This window comes from Pelobacter propionicus DSM 2379, from assembly GCF_000015045.1.
Classification (GTDB): Bacteria; Desulfobacterota; Desulfuromonadia; order Geobacterales; family Pseudopelobacteraceae; genus Pseudopelobacter; species Pseudopelobacter propionicus.
The window spans coordinates 3,980,017-4,001,208 of sequence record NC_008609.1 but is presented as its reverse complement, the minus strand read 5'-3'; the positions used below and the strand labels follow the sequence as shown (position 1 = coordinate 4,001,208).

The following is a 21,192-nucleotide window of genomic DNA, read 5'->3' as shown; positions in this document are numbered from 1 at the left end:
GGGCAAGGGGCCGCTATGGTTTTTGGGGTCGATGTGCTCAGATCGAAATTTTGGCGCTTCTGGAGCTGTTTCAGGTTTTTGACGCATGGGCGGGGCAGAATGGAGTTGCAGATGAGCCGTTTCTGAACTAAAGTGACTCAGTCGCTTCCACTCATTTGATCGGAGGTTTGGCATGAAGAGAATTTTCTGCGCGCTACTCATTGCCGCCCAGCTTTCGGCCTGCGCCACCTATGAAAACCGGGTGGCGCCGTTCAGGCCACCCCAGGACTACGTCAACTACCAGAATCTGTCCGGCCTGATGGTCGGAGGGGAAGCCTTCTTCGACCAGACAAAGGCGCAGCAGACCTTCGGCTTCGACATCCGGAACAGCGGCGTGCTTCCTGTACAGGTGGTCATCGACAACAGGAGCGGACAGGGGGTTGAAATCGTCTCCGGACAGACGTTCCTGGTGGACAGGGGTAACAGCTACTGGAAGATTCTCTCCAATGGTGTGGCGGTAGAGCGGGTAGAAAAGAGCACCCAGGGTGGCGCGGTTGCCGGCGGTGCGGGCAAGGGCGCCGCCTATGGCGCCGCGGCCGGAGCACTGCTGGGGCTGGCCGTAGGCATCGTGTCGGGCCATGGCGTTGGAGAGGCAACTGTCAAGGGAGGCGTTATCGGTGGCGCCGGGGGCGCGGTAATCGGCGGTGCGTCAGGGAGCGATGCCGAGCGCGGCCGGAGTTTCAAGATTGGTGAGGATCTCCGTGAAAAGGGGATCGAGGGCAAAATTATTCCCGACGGTTCCCTGGCAAGCGGCTTCATCTATTTTCCCGGAGAAGCGCCCACGGTCCGCGAACTGCGGTTGCAGGTCCGCTTTCGTGGCAGTGGCGCGGTGGAGACGCTCTTCCTGAAGCTCCACTGAGAGCTACGTACAGTGCAGGATCGGCACGGACTCGGGGCTGCCCCGCGAATGACCTGCCGCGTCTTGAGGGAACGGATCTTGGGAACTACAAACAGAGAAATCGCAGAGTGAATGACACAAACCAGCACCCATGAAATACCAGCCACACACCACCGTCTGGAGCGGGACGAAGCGCTCCAACTCCTGAAACATGCCGATCTGCTGGCGTTGGGCAGGGAGGCGGATGGAATACGACGGCGCTATCATCCTGAAAACAGGGTTACCTTTGTCGTTGACCGCAATGTTAACTACACCAACATCTGCGAATCCCGCTGCTCGTTCTGCGCATTCTACCGGGACGCCGCTGCTAAAGACGCCTACGTTCTGACGCCGGACGAGATCTTCACCAAGATAACTGAACTGGTTGAGCTGGAAGGCACCCAACTGCTTATGCAGGGGGGGCTCAATCCTTCCCTCACCATCGATTACTTCGAGGAGCTGTTCCGCGAGATCGGCACGCGCTTTCCCTCGGTGCAGAACCACTCGCTCTCACCTGCCGAAATCACCTGCATAGCAAGGGTTTCCGGACTGACCATCGATACCGCGCTCGAACGGCTGCATCGTGCCGGGCTTGATTCCATCCCGGGGGGGGGCGCCGAGATCCTGGTGGATGAGGTGCGCGGCGCTATATCCCCCAACAAGATCGGCTGGCGCCAGTGGAGCAGGGTGATGCTCAAGGCGGCCAGGCTGGGCATGCCCACCACGGCCACCATGATGTTCGGCTGCGGAGAGCGGCTGGAAGACATCGTGGAGCATCTGTTCCGCGTGCGCGAACTGCAGGATGACGGCGGATCGTTCACCGCCTTTATCCCCTGGACCTACCAGCCCGGTAACACCGAGCTGGGGGGCGAAACCGCTACCGGAGTCGAATACCTGAAGGTCCTGGCTCTGTCGCGGATCGTGCTGGACAACATCCCCAACATCCAGGCCAGTTGGGTCACCCAGGGGGCCAAGCTGGCGCAGGTTTCGCTCTCCTTTGGCGCAAACGATCTGGGGGGCACCATGCTGGAGGAAAACGTCGTGGCAGCCGCCGGATGCCGCTTCCGCATGTCCCGCGACCAGATGGTGGCCCTGATCGCCGGGGCGGGATTCAAGGCCGCCCAACGCACGACAACGTACAAAATACTGAGGGAGTTTAGCGTTTGACATCACTGGAACAGCGGGCGGGGGCCTGCGAAATGATAACCGACGGAGGGAGGCTGGCCGAAGTGGCCGGCAGTATCAATTCCGAACGAGAAGTTGCCGTGGATCTGGAGATGGATTCGCTGCACCACTACCGCGAAAAAGTCTGTCTGATACAGATATCAACCAGAACCGAGAGCTGGCTGATCGACCCCCTGGCACTGAAGGATCTGTCGCCGCTGGCCGCTCCGCTGGGCAACCGGGACATACTGATCGTCATGCACGGTGCCGACTATGACATCCGCTCGCTGCACCGCGATCATGGCATCGAAGTGACGAACCTGTTCGACACCATGATCGCTTCGCGCCTGCTGGGTATCACCGAATTCGGTCTGGCCGCGCTGCTCAAGGCTCGTTTCGGCATCGAACTGAACAAGAAATACCAGAAGGCAGACTGGAGCAAGCGCCCGCTCTCCCCCGAGATGCGCGCCTATGCCGTTGCCGATACCGCCGACCTTTTGCGCCTGTACGACATGCTGCGGGACGAACTGCTGGAGAAGGGGCGCCTGGCCTGGCTGGAGGAGGAGTGCCGCCTGGTCTGCCAGGCCAGGGTCAGCGAGAAAGAGGGTCCGCTGTTTCTCGCCTGCAAGGGAGCCGGCAAGCTGCGGGGACGGGCGCTCGCGGTGCTGGAAGAACTCCTGCAGCTGCGCGACAGCCAGGCGCGGGAACTGGACCGCCCGCCTTTCAAGGTCATCTCGGGCGATACGCTGCTGGAAATAGCAGAAAAGAAACCCCGCTCCCTGGCCGAACTGTCGTTCATCAAGGGCATGACCCCCGGGCAGATCCAGCGTCTTGGCGAAAGGGTTCTGTCAGCCGTGGCCGACGCCCTGGTACTGCCCGAGGAACGGTTGCCCCGTTTTCCCCGTTTGCAGCGCGAGGAGCCTGTCGACGGAACAAAGGAACGCATCAAGTGCCTCAAATCCTGGCGCCAGGGGGAGAGCCGCAGGCTGGGGCTCGAGCCGGGGGTGATAGCTCCCAACTGGCTATTGGAGGGGATCGCCGATGCCAATCCCGCCAGTATCGCTGCACTGGACGGCATCGCCGGCATGCGCGACTGGCAGAAGGGGCTGTATGGTCAGGAGTTGCTGACTGAACTGTCGGCGGGCTGATGGCGTGAGCAGCCCATGAATCATCCCTATCTGAGCATCGTTGTTGCGGTTCGCGATGATGAATACAATCTGACCCCCTTCATGGAGCGGCTCTACCCGGTTTTGCAGGGTATGGGCAAGGCGTTTGAGATCATTTTCTCCGATGACGGTTCCCGCGACCGCTCGGCCCAGATTCTCCGTGGTATGGCGAAGGAGTATCCCGGTGTCAAGATCATCGAACTTAACGGTAGCTTCGGCGGCCAGACGGCCTTCCTGGCCGGCTTCGGAAAAGCCAGGGGGGTGGTCGTTGTCACGCTGGCTGCCGATTTGAGCGACCCGCCGGAAGAGATTCCGCGGCTTGTGGCCGAGATGGAACGGGGGCGCGACCTGGTCGGGATCGTGAGCCAGAAGCGCCAGGACCGCGCTCTCCGTCGGGTGGCGACGCGGCTGCTCAGCCTGGCCGGCACCGCCCTGACCGGCATGCGCATGAGCGATCCCGGCTGCACGCTGCGGGCCTACCATCGGGATATCGTAGCCACCATCAACCGCTGCCGGGAGACCACCACCAGTATTCCGGTCCTGGCCTACTCCTTCTGCTCGAACCCGGCGGAGGTTCGTGGCCTTCACGCCGAACGCGGCAGCGGTGAGGGGAACGTTCCGCTCTCCGCTCTGCTGCGCGGAACTGGCGACCAGATCACCTCCTGCTCGATCATGCCGCTGCGCCTGTTCACCCGCCTCGGCCTGGCCACCACGTTCTTCGCTGCCCTGCTCACGCTGCTTCTTTTGATCTGGCGCTTCCTTGTGGGCGCCGGGCTGGAGTGGAGCCTGCTTCTGTTCGCGATCCTGCTCTTCTTTGCCGGCATCATCATCCTGGGGATCGGAGTCGTGGGCGAATATGTGGGCAAGATCTACCAGGAAGTGCGCCATCGGCCGCGCTTCGTGATCAGAAGCAGCCATGGTTTCACGGATGACTAGGCCCCGCGGCGCGTGGCCGGGGATTTCCCTGATGGAGATCGTGATGGTTCCTGCGGTCATCGCTTTAGAGCGAGGGAGTGCGTAATGGAATTACGACTGGGAGAGCTGTTACTCCGCGATCGGCTGATCACGAACACCCAACTGGAAGAGGCGCTGGAGAGCCAGGCTGGCCGTGGCATCAAGCTGGGCAGCGCCCTGTTTGAACTGGGCTATGTGGAGGAAAACGCTCTCGGCCGTGCCTTAAGCGCCAAGCTGGGGGTCCCCTTTGTCGGCCGTTCCGAGCTGTCATCGATTCCCGGAGATCTTATTCGCGATTTTTCCCGCTCCATGGCGGTAAAGTACAACGTCATGCCCTTCAAGCTGGAACGAAACCGCCTGGGGCTGGCCATGAGCGACCCGAACGATTTCAGGGCACTGGAAGACATAGCCTTTATGACCGGATGCGTGGTGCAGCCCTACATCGCTCCCGATGTTCGCATTTCAGATGCCCAGGCCAGATACTACCGGATCAGCGGCGGCGAGTCGCGTTACCGCCGGCTTGCGGACCTGAGGCGCAGGAACTCCCCTCCCTGTCCGGGGCAAGCGGCCATGCCGGAAGAGGAACAGCGCCCCAGGCAGGACGAGGCGGTTGAGTATGAGGATTTTTCCTGCCTGAACGAGGCTCTGGCAGGCGAAGGGAGCTGCTCGGAAACGATCGCACGACCGGCTGTTCCGCAACGCACCTCCGGAAAACTGGCTCGGGCGGGTTCCACCGATGAGGTGGGTGATCTGCTGATCGAGCACATGGGCCAACTATTTGGCACGGGCGCGCTGTTTCAGATGCGGGGAACCGGTGCCGTTGGGTGGCGCGGAGTGAGCAATGGCAGAAGGATCGACCTGATTGAGACCGATGACCTGGTTCTGCACGAGTCATCGGTAGTGCGGGATGTGGCCGAAGGGAGGAGATACTCCCTGGGTCCCCTGATGGATACGCCGGAGAACCGGCGGATCCTCCAGCTGCTGGAGCTGCCCGGGGATGCGTCCCTGTTTGTGCTCCCGGTGGTCTTGGGCAACAGGGCGGTGGCGGTGCTGCTGGTTTCGGTTGAGATGGATGATCCGATGGCCTGTCTTGCTGAACTGCGCACCCTGGCCCATGAGGCTGAACGGGCGCTGGCTATGCTGATCATCAGGAAGAAGGGAATGTCGCAGTAATGGTTTCGCCTGTCATGAAAATCGGCCTGATGGGTGGCACGTTCAATCCCATACATATGGCCCATCTGCGCATCGCCGAGGAGGCACGCGAGTTGTGCGGGCTGGATCGGGTGCTGTTCATTCCGGTTGCAGATCCTCCCCACAAACCGCTGGCCGGCGAGGTGCCCTTCCATCAGCGCTGCCAGATGGTCAGACTGGCCATCGCCGGAAACCGGGCTTTCGAGCTCTCCGAGATCGAGGGACAGCGCCCCGGAAAATCCTACTCCATCGATACCATCGGCACGTTCCGCGAGCAGCACCCCCAGGCGGAGCTGTACTTCATCATCGGCAGCGACTCCTTCCTGGAACTGGGACTGTGGCGTCGCTACGCCGATATACTGCGTTCCTGCAACCTGATCGTCGTGGAACGTCCCGGCCGTCAGGTCAACGACCCCCTGTCGGCCTTGCCGGTTGATATCCGGGGGGAACTCCGTTATACTCCCGCCTCCCGCAGCCTGGAGCATGTGGGAGGCACCCGTGTCCATTTTTTCGCGGGATGCCTGCTGGACATCTCCTCCAGTGAGATCCGCCGGCTTGCAGCGACAGGGCGCTCCATAACCTACCTCGTCCCCCCCCAGGTGGAGGCGTACATCAAGGAACAGAGGATCTATTCAGAATGTCCATGACACAAGCAGAAGAAGAAAAAACAGATCTGACCTCCCGGGAGCGGGCGATCAGGTGCGCTGAGCTGGCCTCCGACAAGAAGGCCTTTGACATCCGCGCCCTGGACATCTCCACGATTTCCTCCATCGCCGACTATCTGGTGATCGCCTCGGGCGGTTCCGACCGCCAGGTTCAGGCCATTGCCGACAGCATCCGCATCGGCTTGAAGAAGTTCGGCAAGGTCAACGATATCGAGGGCGAGTCCGAGGGGAAGTGGATTGTCATGGACTACGGTGACGTGCTGGTCCACATCTTCCACGAACCGGTGCGCCGCTACTACGATCTGGACGGGCTCTGGCACATGGCAGGGGAACTTGAACTGCCCGCGGCCATACGCACTCCCCACGGAGAGAGCGAGTAGGTGAGGCTGCGCGTCCTCTGGGTCGGCAAGAGCCGGGAGGAGTGGGTGAAACAGGCTCTGGCCGACTATGCCACCAGAATCCGGCGCTATGCTCCACTGGAACTGGTGGAGGTTCGTGACGAGAAGGGGGCCATGGCCGAGGAGATGCGGCGGCGCGAGTGCGAACGGCTTGAGAAGCAGATCCCGCCCGGTGCTACGCTGCTGTTGCTGGACGAGCGGGGAGAGCAGATGGATTCTCCCGGTCTGGCGGCATATATCGGCAAACAGCGCGACAGCGGCACGGCGGATCTGGTCCTCGTCATCGGCGGGGCCTACGGCTTTTCCGATGCTTTCCGGCGGCGCGGACGGCTGCTCTCCCTGTCTCCCATGACCTTTACCCACCAGATGGTGCGGGTGTTTTTGCTGGAGCAGCTCTACCGCTCATTTACCATCCTGAACAACGAGCCGTACCACCACTGATCAGCCCTTTTCATGGCTTTGTGCGTGCCGATTCCCGGAACCTGGTTGTGTGTCTCGAACAGAGAGGATTTCCCATGAAACAACCGCTGCTGCTGCTGATTCTCGATGGCTGGGGTATCAATCAGGATGCGGACCACAACGCCGTGGCACAGGCACAGACTCCCAACCTGGACCGGCTTTTGGCTGACTACCCCCATGTCCAGATCCGCACCTCGGGAATGGCGGTGGGGCTGCCGGACGGCCAGATGGGAAACTCCGAGGTGGGGCATCTCAACATCGGCGCCGGCAGAGTCGTCTACCAGGATCTGACCCGCATCAGCAAGGCCATCGTCGATGGCGATTTCTTCACCAACCCGGTTCTCCTGGAGTGCATCGAAAAAACGAAGGCGGCCGGCGGCAGGCTGCATCTGGCCGGCCTGCTCTCCGATGGCGGGGTGCATTCCCACAACAGCCACCTTTTCGCCCTGCTGGAACTGGCCAAACGTGAAGGGCTGACCGATGTGTTTGTCCACTGCCTGCTGGACGGCCGCGACACGCCGCCCCAGAGCGGGGCCGACTACCTCTCCCAACTTGAGGTGGAGTTGGAGCGCATCGGCTGCGGCAGGATCGCCACGGTCATGGGGCGCTACTACGCTATGGACCGGGACAACCGCTGGGAGCGGGTGGAGCGCGCCTACAGCGCCATGGTCCTGGGTAAAGGGGAACGCTCTCCCTCGGCGGGTGAGGCCATCCGGCAGAGCTACGCCGCCGGGGTGTACGACGAGTTCGGGCTCCCCGCGGTAGTCATGGACGGCAATGAGCCGGTGGCCACGGTCAGGGATGGTGACGGTTTCATCTTCTTCAACTTCCGCTCCGACCGGGCCCGGGAGATCACCCGTGCCATCGCTCTGGACACGTTCGACGGCTTTCTCCGCCCCTCCCCTCCCCGCCTCTCCTCCTACGTCTGTATGACCGAGTACGACGCCACCTTCGGCCTCCCCATCGCCTTCCCGCAGCTGGAGATGACCAACCTGCTGGGCGGGGTGCTGAGCGATGCAGGGCTGACCCAGTTGCGCATCGCCGAGACTGAGAAATATGCCCATGTCACCTTCTTCTTCAACGGCGGCGTCGAGACCCCCTTCCCCGGAGAGGAGCGCTGCCTGATCCCCTCCCCCAAGGATGTGGCCACCTACGACCAGAAACCGGAGATGAGTGTTCATCTGGTGACCGAGGAGCTGCTCTCCCGCCTGGAGGCCGACCAATACGACGTGATCGTCCTCAACTTCGCTAACTGCGACATGGTGGGCCACACCGGTGTGCTGGAGGCGGCCATCAAAGCCGTGGAGGCGGTGGATGCCTGCGCGGGACGGGTGGTTGAAGCCGTGCTGTCCAGGGGGGGACGGCTTTTGATCACCGCCGACCATGGCAATGCCGAACGGATGATGGACGAGAACGGCGAGCCGTTCACCGCCCACACCACCAACCCGGTCTGGCTGATTCTGGTGGACGAGAGCCGCCGGGGCACCACCTTGCGCCAGGGGGGCTGTCTGGCTGACATCGCGCCCACCATGCTGAAGCTGTTGGGGCTCCCCCAGCCGGGGGAGATGACCGGGGAGAGCCTGGTGTGAGGTCGCGGGGAACGATTAACAGGTAGGTCAAAGAAGCCGTCCGGCTCGGATACAATCCGACAGGGCGGCTTTTTTTTCTGCGCCGGAGGCGATCGGGTTTGTCAGGGAGCGGTTGAAAGGGGAGAGGATTTCGCGCTCAGGCGGGGCGTTGTGAGGTGGTGAAATGTTCCATTTGGGATGATCACCAGTTCACGCGCGTGAACCGGTCAATAGAGAGTTGGCCGATTTCCATGTACGAGGGAGCCCGAGAAGACCACTTACCCTTTGGAGTTACTATGCACAGTTTTACCGAACTGGTAGATAGATGCGCAACCTTTACCCTTGAAACCTTAAGGAAGGCAAACGATCGAACAATTGAGGCTCTGCAAAAGAGCGGCGCCACTTCCCTAGTAAAAACTCTTCAAATGATACAGCTTCAAAAAGCGATTTTTGCGGTCGGCATGTTCTCCATTTTTGAAGCTAGCCTACAAGAAGGTCTGAGCTGTAGCAATGGATTTGGTGAAGCCAAGAAAATTTTGGATGACGAAGGAGAGCTAGATTTGAAAGAACGCTTTGACGATCTTTTTCTAGCTGTCAACGTACTCAAGCATGGACGCGGACGCAGCTACGATGCTCTTGTTGAGAGTGGTGCAGCCCTACCTTTCAGAATTAAACTCCCAGAAGAATCTTTCTTCTTCGAAGGTGATGTATCAGAAGTATCGACATTGGTTGAGGTGGACGATGCATTCGTACAGTGTTGCGGCGATGTGATTAGCGATGTGTCCGGGGTGATACGTAGAGTACGTCCCGAGTTCGCATAGGTGTGCGGTAGTAGCCGTCCTGGAATATTGAAAGATAGGAGAGCAAAATTTTAACAAGGCAGTTCGACCGTGCCAAAACCTCGCCCGGTCAACTCCCGAACCATTATCGCGACATGATCAGCTTAAGGATGAATAATGCCCAAACGGAAACTGGCTCCCGCCGAGAAGGCGCGAAAGAGGGCGAGTGCATTACGCGGGCCTGAACTGCGAGGATGAGGATGCCGATGAGTAAACCCCTCTCCCGCCTCCCTAAACCCTCCCGATCTCCCCGCAGCTGGGGAGGAGAAGCGAGGGAGGAGACCAAATCAACCCCCCCTAGCCCCCCCTTATCAGGGGGGGAACATGAAAGCTCCCTCCCTGACAAGGTAGGGCGTGGGGTGGGTTTGTCTCCCTCCCCTGACAAGGGGAGGGCCGGGGAGGGGTTAGACACCGCCTTTCTCCCTTACAACAAAAATCTCACCACCCTTGCCCGCGAGAACCGCAAAAACCCGACTCCAGCTGAAAGCAAAATCTGGAATGAGGTCCTCCGGTTACGGCAGTTTGCCGATTACAAGTTTCTTCGCCAGAAGCCTCTTGGAAGTTATATCGTCGATTTCTACTGTTCCGAGCTGCGCCTGGTTATTGAAATCGATGGTGACAGCCATGCTGATACCATTGAATACGATGGGGAGCGGACGAAGTTTTTGCAGTCACTTGGGGTATCTGTCGTCAGGTATACCAATGCCGATGTCATGCGGAACATCCAGGGTGTGCATGAAGATCTGTGCGAGAGAATCGAAAAACCACCCTCCCTTGTCAGAGGGGAAGAAAAGCTCCCTCTCTGATAAGGGAGGGCGGGGGGAGGGTTGGTTCACGGAGGCTATTCATGAGTGACATCAACCCCGAACAGGCCGTGCCTCGCTTCCACTGAGGGGAATCTGCAATGGCAAATCAAACGATGGGAACAAGAGGACAAAGACATTACATAGGCCGAGATCGGAGGAACGGGTGCCGGAACTTCCCGAGGTGGAACTGACCAGACGCAGGCTGGAGCGGGACATAACAGGAAAACAGGTCCAGCAGGTGCTGGTCCGGGCTCCCAAGCTCCGCTTACCGGTCCCGCCGGAGCTGGAGGAAGCCCTGAAGGGGCGAACGGTCCGGGCCGTGGAGCGGCGGGGAAAGTATCTGCTGTTGGAATGTGAAGCCGGATGGCTCATCGTCCACCTGGGGATGACCGGATTTCTCCGGCTGCTCCATACCCCTCAGCTTCCCGGAAAGCACGATCATGTGGACATCGTCTTTACCGATGGTTCGGTGCTGCGGTTCCACGACCCGCGCAAGTTCGGCACCATTGCCTGGACAACGGATAGCCTCGACAAACACCCGCTCCTGGCCGGAATCGGCCCCGAGCCGCTGACCGCGGCATTCAGTGGCGCCTACCTCTTCAGGGTGAGCCGGACCCGCCGGGTGGTGGTCAAGCTGTTGATCATGAACATGGCAATAGTCGCCGGGGTCGGCAACATCTACGCCAACGAGGCGCTGTTTCGCGCCGGAATCCGCCCCGACCGGGCCGCGTCCTCCCTCAGCCGTACCGAATGCGAGCGGCTGGCCGTCACCATTCGGGAGGTGTTGCAGGAGTCCATCGATCTGGGAAGCACCTATCGGGTGGAGGAGGGCACCGTCACCTATCACCCCCTTGCGTTCGACGTGTACGGGAGGGGACATGGCACCTGCACCAGCTGCGGCGGTGCGCTGGAAGCCGTCCGGCTCGGCAACCGGAGCACGGTGTTCTGTCCCCGCTGTCAGCAGTGAAAGTGCCGCTGCTCGGGCAGACAGAGCGGATAGGGGTACGGCTCATGACTCACCACAAATCAGCGCTGATGTCGAACCGCCCATTTTCAATGACGTGATTCTGGAAACGGCAAGTGAGAGCTGCCGGAGAGAGTGCATCAGGGCTCTTTCGTCGTAATTCCTGGCGAAATGAAGCGTCAACAGCCGATACTGTCTGAACCCGTAGGGTGAGTTTATCGGCTGTAGCGAAATGAGCCCTGGAATGACAGAAAGAGCCCGTCCGCACGAACGCAGGCAGCTCTCAACTGCCGAATACAGGTTGATATGGCCATGACGGAAGAGACCTACTTCAGACAGAACAAGCGGCTGGCGCGTCTCATGCGCCGCCTGGAGCGGGCGCGCACCCCTCCCCCGCCGGTCACCTACCGCCGCAACCGCGTCGCGCTACTGCCGGACGGGGAGAGCTTCTTCCGCGCCTTCCTGACCGCCATCCGCTCCGCTCGGTACGTCATCCTGCTGGAATACTACCTAATCCGCAACGATCGCACCGGTTCCGTCGTCGTGGCCGAGTTGGCACGGGCCGTCGTGCGCGGTGTGCGGGTCATGCTGATCTACGATTACATCGGCTGCATGGATACCCCTTCGTCCTTCTTCAGGTCCCTTGCCCAGCAGGGAATCGAATTGATCCCCTTCAACGTTCCCTCTTTCCGTCGTGGTATCCGCTGGTTCGACCGCCGCGATCACCGCAAGATGATGGTGATCGATGGCTGCCGGGCTTTCCTGGGCGGCTTCAACATTGGTGACGAATACGCCGGCATTGCTTCACCGCCGCAACGCTTCCGCGACCTGGGTTTCAGCGTGGAGGGGAGCGCTGTCAGGGAGCTGATCGGCATTTTCAATGAAACATGGCAGATGGAGGTGGGCCAGCTGCCGGAACTTCCGCGGGTCAGAGGGGTGAGCCCGGGCAGCTCCAGTCATGGGGAGGCCAATGTGGCCTTTGTCAGCGGCGGCCCGCATCAGCGCAGCTCCTATATCCGCCATGCTTTTCTGGTCAACATCGCCTCCGCCTCCGAGGATCTGTTGATCGTCAACCCCTATTTCGTGCCCGGCCCGCGCATTATCCGCTCCCTGCTGCGGGCGGTGCGGCGCGGGGTGCGGGTGCGGCTGCTGCTGCCGGCACGCAGCGATGTGCCGCTGGTGCTGCTGGTGGGGCGCAGCTCCTATGGCGCCCTGCTTAAGGGGGGGGTGGAGATTTACGAGCTGGAGGATGGCATTCTGCACGCCAAGGTCATGCTGGTGGATGGAGAACGCACCATCCTGGGGTCGGCCAACCTGGATCAGCGCAGTTTCCACCGCAATTTCGAGATCAACGGCATCATCGACAGCAGTTCCTTCGGCGCCCAGATTCGCCGGGTGGTGGAGCGGGAGGTGGTGGCCTCGCGGCGCGTTACCCTGCATGGGCATGAGCGTCGGGGGCTCGTGACCCGTATGCTGGAAAAGCTGGTCAACCTGTTCGGCTGGTTTCTGTAAAACCATGACTGGTGATCCGTAATTTGTCGCCAATCACAAAGGTTCATGCCCATGAATCCACAGGAGTCGGAAGCGCAAATCGAGGACGGCATCAGGCTGCTGGATACCCATTGCCACCTGAATTGCGAGCCGCTTCTCTCCAACTTGCCGGGAGTCCTGGAGGCGGCACACCGCGCCGGGGTGGTCGGTTGCGTCGTGCCCGGGGTTCATCCCGCTGACTGGGAGCTGATGGCCGGGCTGACGCGTGAGCACGCCGGACTGTTTCCCGCCTTTGGCATTCATCCCCTGCATGCGGACCTGGCCGATGGGGCTGCCCTGGAACGGCTCGCACAAATTGCCGCCAGCGGGGTTGCCCTGGGCGAGATCGGCCTTGACCCCACCTACCCTGGTGCGCTGGATCGGCAGGAACAGGCCTTCCGGGAACAGCTGCGCCTGGCAATCAGGCTGGGGCTGCCGGTACTGGTCCACTGCAGGCGTCTCTTCCAGCGCACCCTGACGGTTCTCAGAGAGGAAAAGGCCGGCCGGGTGGGCGGCATCATGCACGCCTTTTCCGGATCGCCGGAGATGGCCCGGGAGTTCATCAGGCTGGGGTTTGCCATCTCCCTCTGCGGAACGGTGACCTGGCGGGGGGCGGCCCGTCCGGTGCGCCTGGCTGGCCAGATTCCCCTGGAAAGCCTGGTGCTGGAGACCGATGCGCCTGACATGGCGCCCGAGCCCTTCCGGGGGGAGTCAAACCGGCCTTCGTGCCTGCGGGAGGTGCTGGTTGCGGTGGCGGGTATCCGTGATATGCTGGTGCATGATCTGGCCCGGGCCACAACGGTCAACACGCTGCGGGTTCTTGGTCGCATAACCCTGCCATGAACACTGTCTTTTTCGCCAGAGCTGTGCTACGGTACCACACGCCGTCATTTCAGGATGGAGAGCGTCATGAAACCTGTTCTTTTGTTGAGTACCGTCCTTGCAACCGCTCTTGCGGGCTGTGCCATGTTCACCTCATGGAAGAGCATACCGCCTCCGGGTGGATGCGATCAGTGTCACACCGTGGAGATCAGCACCAACTGGCGTGTCGCCTATAAACCCGCCACTGTGGCCGATGAGCGTGGCCGCCAGGCGTTCCAGACCCCCGAATACAACATGGAGCCGCGGGGGAAAGAGCCCTCTCCGCTGGAGACGAAGAAGCTCCGCGAACTACGCTGTTTCGAGTGCCACAGGTCGCCGACACCCGCCCACAAAGGGCGTATGGGACGCTTCCACCATTGATGTTTTTTGCCTCACGAACCCCATTTTGCGGGACCCTTTAACTATGTATAAAAACATCTTGACATTATTGTTTCGGCGAGTATGATCATAAATCGATTTTAAAGCCATGCGCATTTGCGTCTAATGGTAAATTCAACCACACGAGGTCACACATGAAAAAACTGATCACTCTGACAATGGTACTTGCTCTGTCCGTCGCTTTCACCGCAGGCTGCAAGAAGAAAGAAGAAGCTGCTCCTGCTCCGGCTGTTGAAGCTCCGGCCGCTGAAGCTCCGGCACCGGTTCAGGCTCCGATGTCCGCCACTGCTGGCGCTGCTACGGAAGCTCCTGCTGAGGCTCCCAAGCACTAAGCTGATTCGAGTACCATTTCGAATGGAAAGCCCGCGGAACGAATTCCGCGGGCTTTTTATATGGTGGGGGAGGACGGCGGGAGTAATCCCGCCTCCTACCCGATTATGTTGGCTGACAAAAACAGGGGGGACGCTACATCTGCTGGCGCCCCCCCTTTTTTGTGCCTTACAAGCAGCTACAGCGCGTTGGCCACCTCGGCGCTGACATAGGGCTGGTACTTGGTGAAGTTGGACCTGAACATGGCCACCAGCCTGGAGGCGGTATCGTCGTACCTGGCCGGATCGGACCAGGTGTTGCGCGGGTTGAGCATTTCCGAGGGAACCCCGGGACAGCTGGTGGGGATGGCCAGCCCGAAGAAAGGGTCGGTTTCGAAGCTGCCGTCGGCCAGGGTCCCGTCCAGGGCCGCATTGATCAGGGCGCGGGAGTAGCTGATCCTGATGCGTTCGCCCACTCCGTAGGGGCCGCCGTTCCAGCCGGTATTGACCAGCCAGCAGGAGACGTTGTGGCGGGAGATCTTTTCCCGCAGCAGTTCTCCGTACACCGTCGGATTGAGTGCCATGAAGGGGCCGCCGAAGCAGGTGGAGAAGGTGGCGGTGGGTTCCTTGACACCGGCCTCGGTTCCGGCCACACGGGCGGTGTAGCCGGACAGGAAGTGGTACATGGCCTGCTCCTTGGTCAGGTGGGAGATGGGGGGGAGCACGCCGTAGGCGTCGCAGGTCAGCATGATGATGTTGGCGGGATGACCGGCAATCCCCGAGGGAACGATGTTGGGGATGTGGGTCAGGGGGTAGGAGGCGCGGGTGTTCTCGGTGAAGGAGTCGTCGTCCAGGTCCACCCGGCGGGTACGGGTGTTGATGGCCACGTTTTCCAGGATCGTCCCGAACCTGCGGGTCGTGGCAAAGATTTCCGGCTCGCTCTCCGGGCAGAGGCGGATGATCTTGGCGTAGCAGCCTCCTTCGAAGTTGAACAGCCCCTTGTCGTCCCAGCCGTGCTCGTCATCGCCGATCAGCGCCCGGCTGGAATCGGCCGACAGGGTGGTCTTGCCGGTCCCGGAGAGGCCGAAGAACACCGCAGAATCGCCCTTCGGTCCCACGTTGGCCGAGCAGTGCATGGAGAGGATCTTCTTCTCCACCGGCAGGATGTAGTTGAGGATGGTGAAGATGGATTTCTTGATCTCGCCGGCATAGCTGGTGCCGCCGATCAGGATCAGCTTCCTGCCCAGGTTGACAATGATGAAGGCCTCGGAATGGGTGCCGTCAATGGAGGGAATGGCGTGGAAGCCTGGCAGGTTGATCAGGGCGAAGCGCGGTTCGTGCTGTTCCAGCTCCTCCGGTGTGGCCCGGATGAACATGTTGCGGGCAAAGAGCGAGTGCCAGGCCCTCTCGGTGATGATGCGCAGGGGCAGGCGGTGTTCTCTGTCGGCGCCGGCGAAGCAGTCCTGCACGAACAGGTTGCGGCCATCCATGTAGGCCAGCATGCGCTTGTACAGCTCGTCGAACTTCTGCGGGTCGAACGGTTTGTTGACCTTGCCCCAGGCGACGTTTTCATGGCAGGTGGGTTCATCGACGATGAATTTCTCGTTGGCGGCCCGTCCGGTGTAGTGGCCGGTCTTCACGGCCAGGGCGCCCATGTGCGAAACCAGCCCCTCACCCCGTTTGATGATCTGCTCGTAGAGCACTGAGGTCGGCGGGGTCCAGTAGATCAGGTTCGCGTTGGTGATGCCATGCTCTTCAAGACCGGTTCCACGGGTAACATCGTTGAATTTCACTACCGTTCCTCCCCTGTCCCTCATTATTCAGAGGTAATTATTCGATAAAATCCATCCTACACATCTCCCCGGCTTCCTCACCCGCTTTTTCCCGGCTCCAACCTCCCTGCTGAAGGTCAGGCGGTCATGGCGCTTTTTATCCCATTCGCGAGTGTGTTCAGAGGCAGGAAGAGCTTCAGAGGATCGTCTTCGAGCGGAATAAAACCAAAGCGAAGGTAGAACTGCCGTGCCTTCTCGTCTTTGGCGTCCACAAAAAAACCGGTGACGCCTCCCGACATCTTCGTCGTCAGCACAATTCGCTTTATGGCATCAGCTAGGAGTCTGTCGGGCTTGACCTCAGGGGCGCCCTCTTTTGTGGCCAAGCCGATTAAAAAAGTTCCGTATGTGTTCGTCTTCCCACCGGCAACCTGGTTAATTCAGCCCTTTCAGCGATGACTGCGGTTATTACAGGCTGATTTTCGCTATTTCTCATTCTATCCGGCCAAGACATGCAGCCGTTTGATGTTGTAGGCCATGCAGACGAGGTTCCATTCGCCTTTTACTGCTTCAAAGCCACGAAGAAGAAAGCTTCTGAATCCCATGACCGCCTTGATGATGCCGAAGACCGGTTCCGAGGTGACTTTTCGCTGGGCGTAGATCGCCTTGCCGGAAGGTGTCTTCAGGCGATGCTTCATTCTGGCCACGGAATCGGCATCTTCGGGTAACGGCGGCGGTTCGGCAAAGCGCTCCATCAGTGGCACGTTGTGACTCTGCCGGTCTACGGCAATGTAGGGAGTTATCCCGTTCTCCTCACAGGCAGTTACATTGGTTTCGCTGAAGTAGCCACTGTCAGCTACCAGATCGGTTGCCTTGCCAAGCTTCTCAGGCAGCGCCGCCAGGTTCTCCAGGGTCGGTGTCAGCTCCTGTTTGTCATTGGGATTCTGGGTAACATGGGCCGAAACGATGAGCTTTGATGCTGTATCCACACCGGCCTGGGCGTTGTAAGTCTGCTCGAATCCGCCACCGGAGGTCGGCATGATCCGCGACTCTTCATCGGTCAGATTGACCTGATCTTTGGCAGTGGGGCCGGATTTGGGCGGTTTCGGCTCTTTCCCCTTGGCCTTCTTGCCCGTTGCCTGCTCCTTCTTGGCCCGTTCGGCGACTTTCTTCTCATAAGCGGCCTGTTCACGAGCATGGCGCTCAGCGGCTCGTTTTTCGATCTCGACCTTGGCTGCGGCAATGGCGGAAAGACGCTTTTCCCGACGTTCCAGTTCTTCGGGGATGTTCATGCCGTCCGGAATATCGGCACGGTCCGCTGCCTCGGCCTTTTTGAGCAGTTCGCCAACCTCAGCCTTGATCTGCTCTTCAAGCTTGCAGGCATGCTCATAGCTCAGCGCCTTGTGCTTGGAGGCGTTCGCCTTGATTTTGCTGCCATCCAAACTAACGTTGCCCAGTTTCAGCACCTCCATCTGATGAGCGATCAGCAGAATCTGGGCAAACAGCTTGTTCAGTTGCGGCAGAAAACGCCGGCGGAAGGTGGCAATGGTATCGTGGTCAGGATGACTGTTTGCCGCTATGAACCGGAATGCCACGGAGTCGTAGGTGCTGCGCTCAAGCTTCCGGCTGGAGAATACGCCTGTCGCATAACCGTAAAACAACAATGCTACCAGCATCTCAGGGTTATAGGGCTGCGAGCCTCGGCCGGCATAGGTAGCTTTCAAAGAGCGCAGGTCGAGCTGTTCGACAATTTCGACCACAAACCGGGCCAAGTGCTTTTCTGGTAGCCAATCCTGCAGCGATGGCGGGAGCAGATAGGGTGTTTCCCGGTCAACTTCAATAAACTTTGATTTCATAGTCAACCCCGATACCTAACCAGTTGATATTACCGGACAAATATACGGGATACACCAAGAAAACGCAAGCTAAAGCTGACGACTTATTCAATAAATACAGCAGGTTAACCAATTGAAAACGCCCTGGAGATGACGGCTGAATGCGTTAAGCCCGACAGACTCCTAGGAGCAGCGCTCCATATCTCCTGCCTTGACAGGAGGTGTCAACGGCAAGTCGTGCCAGTTTCGCGGCCGGCAGGCGCGATGACTTCGGCAGTCTGCGTGAAAATCCACCGGGAAGAGATGCGGCGTCGACCTCCACGAATGAAAGCGTGAAGAAGCCCAGGATTGTGTGCGGGGAGTGTTCATCCGCAAGGACAAAGGTGTTTGAAAGCCCCTTCTCCCGATGTTGGCGGGCCGTTTTTTTCAGGAACGTATTGAGCGCTTCTACGCCGCAATCGAATGCCTTGCGATCGTGTGACGCATCAAGGGGACGAAAGATCAGCATTTCACGAGCCGGTTGTGTGCCTTCAGTGCGTCGACCAACTCCCGTGACGGTTCGGGTGGGCTCTCCAATGCCGCAAGAAACGTTCGGGCGTCCTTTTCAGACAGCCGCAATATTTCCTCGCGCTCCAGAATTTCGCTGGCACGATCGAGGGCGGTCTGTACGATAAATTGATTGACTGTTGCACCGTACACGGCAGCGGCCCGCTCGATAATGACCCGGTTTGCGCGTGGAATTCGTGCGGTGATCCGGTCGTCTGACACGGGTTTATGTGGAGATTTTTGTGTTTTTGCCGATTGCATGGTATCCCTCCGCTGCTTGCCGGATCACCATAGCCTTTGTGGTGCCAATCTGGCAACATGTTTCTTCCCCACGGACACAGGGAACCTATCGCGTTAACGGGGAATTGAGATAGGCGTTGATGATGTCCAGGTAGATCTCCCGCGGCTTGCTGGTGCCGTCGCTGGGAGCCACCATGCCCTCGCTCTCCATCATCTCGATGATGCGCGCCGCCCGGTTGTAGCCGATGCGCAGGCGGCGCTGGACCATGGAGATGCTGGCCTGCTTGGTCTCGGCCACCAGGCGCAGGGCATCCTCCCAGCGCTCGTCCAGTTCCTCGTCACTCCCCTCGTTCCCTTTCTCGTCCGTATCCTTCATTTCAAGAAGCGACTTGTCGTATTGAGGCTTGCCCTGCTTGCGCAGGAAGTCCACCACCCGCTGCACCTCGGCGTCGGACACGAAGGCGCCGTGGATGCGCTGCAGCCGCGAGGTCCCCGGCGGCATGAAGAGCATGTCCCCTGCGCCCAGCAGGGTCTCGGCGCCGTTGGTGTCCAGGATGGTGCGGGAGTCCACCTTGGAGGTCACCTGGAAGGAGATGCGTGACGGCAGGTTGGCCTTGATCAGGCCGGTGATCACGTCCACCGAGGGGCGCTGGGTGGCCAGGATCAGATGGATGCCCGAGGCGCGGGCCTTCTGGGCCAGGCGGGCGATGTGCTCCTCCACGTCGCGACCGGCCACCATCATCAGGTCGGCCAGCTCGTCAACGATCACCACGATATAGGGCATGTGAGCGTGTTCCAGCGGCTCCTCACGGGGCAGGGAGAGAGCAGGCTCCGCCATCTCCGCGATCCCCCCCTCCCCTTCCTCGACGATCTCCTCCAGCTCCTCGATGATCTCCGCCTCGGGGATGTTGTTCAGCTCTTCCTGCTCCAGGGCTTCACCGGCCAGCTTCTTGTTGTAGGAGTCGATGTTGCGCACTCCCTTGTCGGAGAGCAAGCGGTAGCGGCGCTCCATCTCGTTGACTGCCCATTTCAGGGCCAGGGACGCCTTCTTCGGTTCGGTCACCACCGGCAGCAGCAGGTGCGGGATCCCCTCGTACATGGAGAACTCCAGCATCTTGGGGTCGACCATGATCATGCGCACATCCCTGGGCTCGAACATGTAGAGGAGCGACAGGATCATGGTGTTGATGGAAACCGACTTGCCCGAGCCGGTGGAGCCGGCCACCAGCAGGTGCGGCGCCTTGGCCAGGTCGGTGACCACCGGGATGCCGGCGATGTCCTTACCCAGGGCCAGGGGGAGCTTCATCTTGTTGTGGTGAAACCCCTCGCAGTTGAAGATCTCGCTCAAAAAGACCATGTCCCGGTCGCGGTTAGGCACCTCGACCCCCACTACCCCCTTGCCCGGGATGGGGGCCACGATGCGGATGGACATGGCCTGGAGCGCCATGGTCAGGTCGTCGGCCAGGCCGGAGATGCGGCTGATCTTGATGCCGGGGGCCGGCGAAAACTCGTACATGGTGATCACCGGACCGGGACAGATCTCCACCACCTCGCCGTCGATACCGTAATCCTTGAGTTTTTTCTCCAATAGCCGGGCGTTCATGGCCAGCGCCTCGTTGTCCTGCTTCTTCTCGGCCGGCGGCGGGTTGTCCAGCAGCGAGAAGGGGGGCGTACGGAAATCGCCTTCAGTCTTGATGAACTCGAAGCTCTCCTGCAGCGCCGCGCTCTTTTCCGCCCCTTTCTTCTTCTCCCTCCCCTTCTTGAAAATGTTGGTTACGGGTACGGCTGGTGGTGGGACAGGTTTGCTCACCGGCTTTGATGATTCCGCCTGTTTTGTCTTCTCCCGTATCTTGTTAAAGACAGTGACCAGCGGTGCGATTGCGGCGGGCTTGATCACCGGTCTGGAGGATGGAGCCGGGGGGGCGGGTTTACCCTCCTCCCGGGCCTTTTCCTTCAGGTGCAGCTGCCGCTCCTGGGCGCGCCGTTCGAGCCAGACAGCCCATTTCTTCTTCAGGGTCTCCAGCCACCAGCCGGCAAACAGCACGAAGGAGAAGTGGGAGAGGATCATGATCGAAGCCGCCAAGAGTGGCAGCAGCAGAAGCAGTGCGCCGGTGGCGCCCACCGTCTCCTTCAACAGCCGGATGGTCATGACTCCCACGGCCCCGCCGGTGGGCAGCTGCTGGCCGAAGAAGGTAAGCGTCTCCTGGGAAAAGGCGAACAGGGCCGAGAGGGACAGAACCAGCCCGCCAAAAGCCAGCAGCTTGTAGGAGCGAAGGCGGATCTCCTTGAAGCGCAGCAGGTTATAGGCCATGGAGAGTATGGCCAGGGGAACCAGGAAGGAGGCCAGGCCGACGCTGCTGAAGAACAGGTCCGCCACCTGGGCTCCCAGGCGTCCCCCCAGGTTTTGAATGCTCTCCTGGTTGGAATAGCTGTTCCAGGAGACGTCGTTGGCGTTGAAGGATACGAAGGTCAGCAGCAGAAAGATGCCGGCGGTTGCCAACGCCATGCCCTGCAGTTCCTTGACGAGTTTTTCTTTCTTGGCTTCTTCCATTGGTCCCGATATCCATAGATTGTATGAGTGAAAAGACGGGTAATCATACCCGCAAGCGCCGGG

At 60.1% G+C, this 21,192-nt stretch carries 21 protein-coding genes; 16 read left to right on the top strand and 5 right to left on the bottom strand.

Translation table 11 applies throughout. The annotated features are described in order from the left end of the window. Window positions 1–172: 172 nt before the first annotated feature. The 16 genes from PPRO_RS18000 (at window position 173) to PPRO_RS17925 (ending at window position 14,212) form a co-directional block, all read left to right on the top strand. On the top strand, window positions 173–898 hold the full coding sequence (locus PPRO_RS18000; protein ID WP_011737423.1) for a hypothetical protein: 726 nt from the start codon (window positions 173–175) through the stop codon (window positions 896–898). 111 nt (window positions 899–1,009) lie between these two features. Continuing rightward, on the top strand, window positions 1,010–2,083 hold the full coding sequence (mqnC, locus tag PPRO_RS17995) for a cyclic dehypoxanthinyl futalosine synthase (protein WP_011737422.1): 1,074 nt from the start codon (window positions 1,010–1,012) through the stop codon (window positions 2,081–2,083). Continuing rightward, the gene (locus PPRO_RS17990) at window positions 2,080–3,228 is read left to right on the top strand and encodes a ribonuclease D (protein WP_011737421.1); all 1,149 of its coding nucleotides are present in this window, start codon (window positions 2,080–2,082) and stop codon (window positions 3,226–3,228) included. The genes mqnC and PPRO_RS17990 overlap by 4 nt, the downstream gene beginning before the upstream one ends. Before the next feature lie 15 nt (window positions 3,229–3,243). Beyond that, entirely contained in the window at window positions 3,244–4,182 is a 939-nt protein-coding gene (locus PPRO_RS17985) for a glycosyltransferase (protein ID WP_011737420.1), read from the top strand. A gap of 84 nt (window positions 4,183–4,266) precedes the next feature. Continuing rightward, the gene (locus PPRO_RS17980; protein WP_011737419.1) at window positions 4,267–5,373 is read left to right on the top strand and encodes a GspE/PulE/PilB domain-containing protein; all 1,107 of its coding nucleotides are present in this window, start codon (window positions 4,267–4,269) and stop codon (window positions 5,371–5,373) included. A 14-nt stretch (window positions 5,374–5,387) separates the two neighbouring features. Then, window positions 5,388–6,038, top strand: a complete 651-nt coding sequence (gene nadD / locus PPRO_RS17975) for a nicotinate (nicotinamide) nucleotide adenylyltransferase (protein ID WP_041532990.1) — start codon at window positions 5,388–5,390, stop codon at window positions 6,036–6,038. Next, window positions 6,029–6,436, top strand: a complete 408-nt coding sequence (rsfS, locus tag PPRO_RS17970; protein WP_011737417.1) for a ribosome silencing factor — start codon at window positions 6,029–6,031, stop codon at window positions 6,434–6,436. The genes nadD and rsfS overlap by 10 nt, the downstream gene beginning before the upstream one ends. Next, complete coding sequence (locus PPRO_RS17965) at window positions 6,437–6,895, top strand: 23S rRNA (pseudouridine(1915)-N(3))-methyltransferase RlmH (RefSeq protein WP_011737416.1); 459 nt, start codon at window positions 6,437–6,439, stop codon at window positions 6,893–6,895. 74 nt (window positions 6,896–6,969) lie between these two features. Further along, window positions 6,970–8,502, top strand: a complete 1,533-nt coding sequence (gpmI, locus tag PPRO_RS17960) for a 2,3-bisphosphoglycerate-independent phosphoglycerate mutase (RefSeq protein WP_011737415.1) — start codon at window positions 6,970–6,972, stop codon at window positions 8,500–8,502. A 275-nt stretch (window positions 8,503–8,777) separates the two neighbouring features. Next, on the top strand, window positions 8,778–9,302 hold the full coding sequence (locus PPRO_RS17955) for a hypothetical protein (RefSeq protein ID WP_041532414.1): 525 nt from the start codon (window positions 8,778–8,780) through the stop codon (window positions 9,300–9,302). Between the two features lie 377 nt (window positions 9,303–9,679). Next, window positions 9,680–10,126 carry an endonuclease domain-containing protein gene (locus PPRO_RS17950; RefSeq protein WP_232286660.1) on the top strand — a complete coding sequence of 149 codons (447 nt, stop codon included), beginning with the start codon at window positions 9,680–9,682 and terminating at the stop codon, window positions 10,124–10,126. A gap of 163 nt (window positions 10,127–10,289) precedes the next feature. Continuing rightward, window positions 10,290–11,093: a bifunctional DNA-formamidopyrimidine glycosylase/DNA-(apurinic or apyrimidinic site) lyase gene (mutM, locus tag PPRO_RS17945; protein WP_011737412.1), complete on the top strand. Its 804-nt coding sequence runs from the start codon at window positions 10,290–10,292 to the stop codon at window positions 11,091–11,093. 309 nt (window positions 11,094–11,402) lie between these two features. Then, window positions 11,403–12,602 carry a phospholipase D-like domain-containing protein gene (locus PPRO_RS17940; protein ID WP_041532987.1) on the top strand — a complete coding sequence of 400 codons (1,200 nt, stop codon included), beginning with the start codon at window positions 11,403–11,405 and terminating at the stop codon, window positions 12,600–12,602. 51 nt (window positions 12,603–12,653) lie between these two features. Beyond that, the gene (locus PPRO_RS17935; protein ID WP_011737410.1) at window positions 12,654–13,463 is read left to right on the top strand and encodes a TatD family hydrolase; all 810 of its coding nucleotides are present in this window, start codon (window positions 12,654–12,656) and stop codon (window positions 13,461–13,463) included. A 66-nt stretch (window positions 13,464–13,529) separates the two neighbouring features. After that, on the top strand, window positions 13,530–13,862 hold the full coding sequence (locus PPRO_RS17930; RefSeq protein WP_011737409.1) for a hypothetical protein: 333 nt from the start codon (window positions 13,530–13,532) through the stop codon (window positions 13,860–13,862). A 152-nt stretch (window positions 13,863–14,014) separates the two neighbouring features. Further along, on the top strand, window positions 14,015–14,212 hold the full coding sequence (locus PPRO_RS17925) for a hypothetical protein (protein ID WP_011737408.1): 198 nt from the start codon (window positions 14,015–14,017) through the stop codon (window positions 14,210–14,212). A 176-nt stretch (window positions 14,213–14,388) separates the two neighbouring features. Here PPRO_RS17925 and pckA read toward each other — a convergent pair whose 3' ends face one another. The 5 genes from pckA to PPRO_RS17900 form a co-directional block, all read right to left on the bottom strand. Next, complete coding sequence (gene pckA / locus PPRO_RS17920; RefSeq protein WP_011737407.1) at window positions 14,389–15,981, bottom strand: phosphoenolpyruvate carboxykinase (ATP); 1,593 nt, start codon at window positions 15,979–15,981, stop codon at window positions 14,389–14,391. A gap of 116 nt (window positions 15,982–16,097) precedes the next feature. Next, entirely contained in the window at window positions 16,098–16,343 is a 246-nt protein-coding gene (locus PPRO_RS17915) for a hypothetical protein (protein WP_011737406.1), read from the bottom strand. Window positions 16,344–16,454: 111 nt separating this feature from the next. After that, the gene (locus PPRO_RS17910; protein ID WP_011733975.1) at window positions 16,455–17,813 is read right to left on the bottom strand and encodes an IS1182 family transposase; all 1,359 of its coding nucleotides are present in this window, start codon (window positions 17,811–17,813) and stop codon (window positions 16,455–16,457) included. 480 nt (window positions 17,814–18,293) lie between these two features. Next, window positions 18,294–18,599, bottom strand: a complete 306-nt coding sequence (locus PPRO_RS17905; protein WP_011737404.1) for a type II toxin-antitoxin system TacA family antitoxin — start codon at window positions 18,597–18,599, stop codon at window positions 18,294–18,296. Window positions 18,600–18,684: 85 nt separating this feature from the next. Then, window positions 18,685–21,129, bottom strand: coding sequence for a DNA translocase FtsK (locus PPRO_RS17900; RefSeq protein WP_011737403.1), 2,445 nt, complete (start codon window positions 21,127–21,129; stop codon window positions 18,685–18,687). Window positions 21,130–21,192: the final 63 nt, after the last annotated feature.

Excerpts from the sequence above, each read along its gene's own strand:
- PPRO_RS18000 (WP_011737423.1), top strand. The coding sequence starts at position 173 with ATGAAGAGAATTTTCTGCGCGCTACTCATTGCCGCCCAGCTTTCGGCC.
- mqnC (WP_011737422.1), top strand. The coding sequence starts at position 1,010 with ATGACACAAACCAGCACCCATGAAATACCAGCCACACACCACCGTCTG.
- PPRO_RS17985 (WP_011737420.1), top strand. The coding sequence starts at position 3,244 with ATGAATCATCCCTATCTGAGCATCGTTGTTGCGGTTCGCGATGATGAA.
- PPRO_RS17980 (WP_011737419.1), top strand. The coding sequence starts at position 4,267 with ATGGAATTACGACTGGGAGAGCTGTTACTCCGCGATCGGCTGATCACG.
- nadD (WP_041532990.1), top strand. The coding sequence starts at position 5,388 with ATGAAAATCGGCCTGATGGGTGGCACGTTCAATCCCATACATATGGCC.
- rsfS (WP_011737417.1), top strand. The coding sequence starts at position 6,029 with ATGTCCATGACACAAGCAGAAGAAGAAAAAACAGATCTGACCTCCCGG.
- gpmI (WP_011737415.1), top strand. The coding sequence starts at position 6,970 with ATGAAACAACCGCTGCTGCTGCTGATTCTCGATGGCTGGGGTATCAAT.
- PPRO_RS17955 (WP_041532414.1), top strand. The coding sequence starts at position 8,778 with ATGCACAGTTTTACCGAACTGGTAGATAGATGCGCAACCTTTACCCTT.
- PPRO_RS17940 (WP_041532987.1), top strand. The coding sequence starts at position 11,403 with ATGACGGAAGAGACCTACTTCAGACAGAACAAGCGGCTGGCGCGTCTC.
- PPRO_RS17935 (WP_011737410.1), top strand. The coding sequence starts at position 12,654 with ATGAATCCACAGGAGTCGGAAGCGCAAATCGAGGACGGCATCAGGCTG.
- PPRO_RS17930 (WP_011737409.1), top strand. The coding sequence starts at position 13,530 with ATGAAACCTGTTCTTTTGTTGAGTACCGTCCTTGCAACCGCTCTTGCG.
- PPRO_RS17925 (WP_011737408.1), top strand. The coding sequence starts at position 14,015 with ATGAAAAAACTGATCACTCTGACAATGGTACTTGCTCTGTCCGTCGCT.
- PPRO_RS17910 (WP_011733975.1), bottom strand. The coding sequence starts at position 17,813 with ATGAAATCAAAGTTTATTGAAGTTGACCGGGAAACACCCTATCTGCTC.
- PPRO_RS17905 (WP_011737404.1), bottom strand. The coding sequence starts at position 18,599 with ATGCAATCGGCAAAAACACAAAAATCTCCACATAAACCCGTGTCAGAC.
- PPRO_RS17900 (WP_011737403.1), bottom strand. The coding sequence starts at position 21,129 with ATGGAAGAAGCCAAGAAAGAAAAACTCGTCAAGGAACTGCAGGGCATG.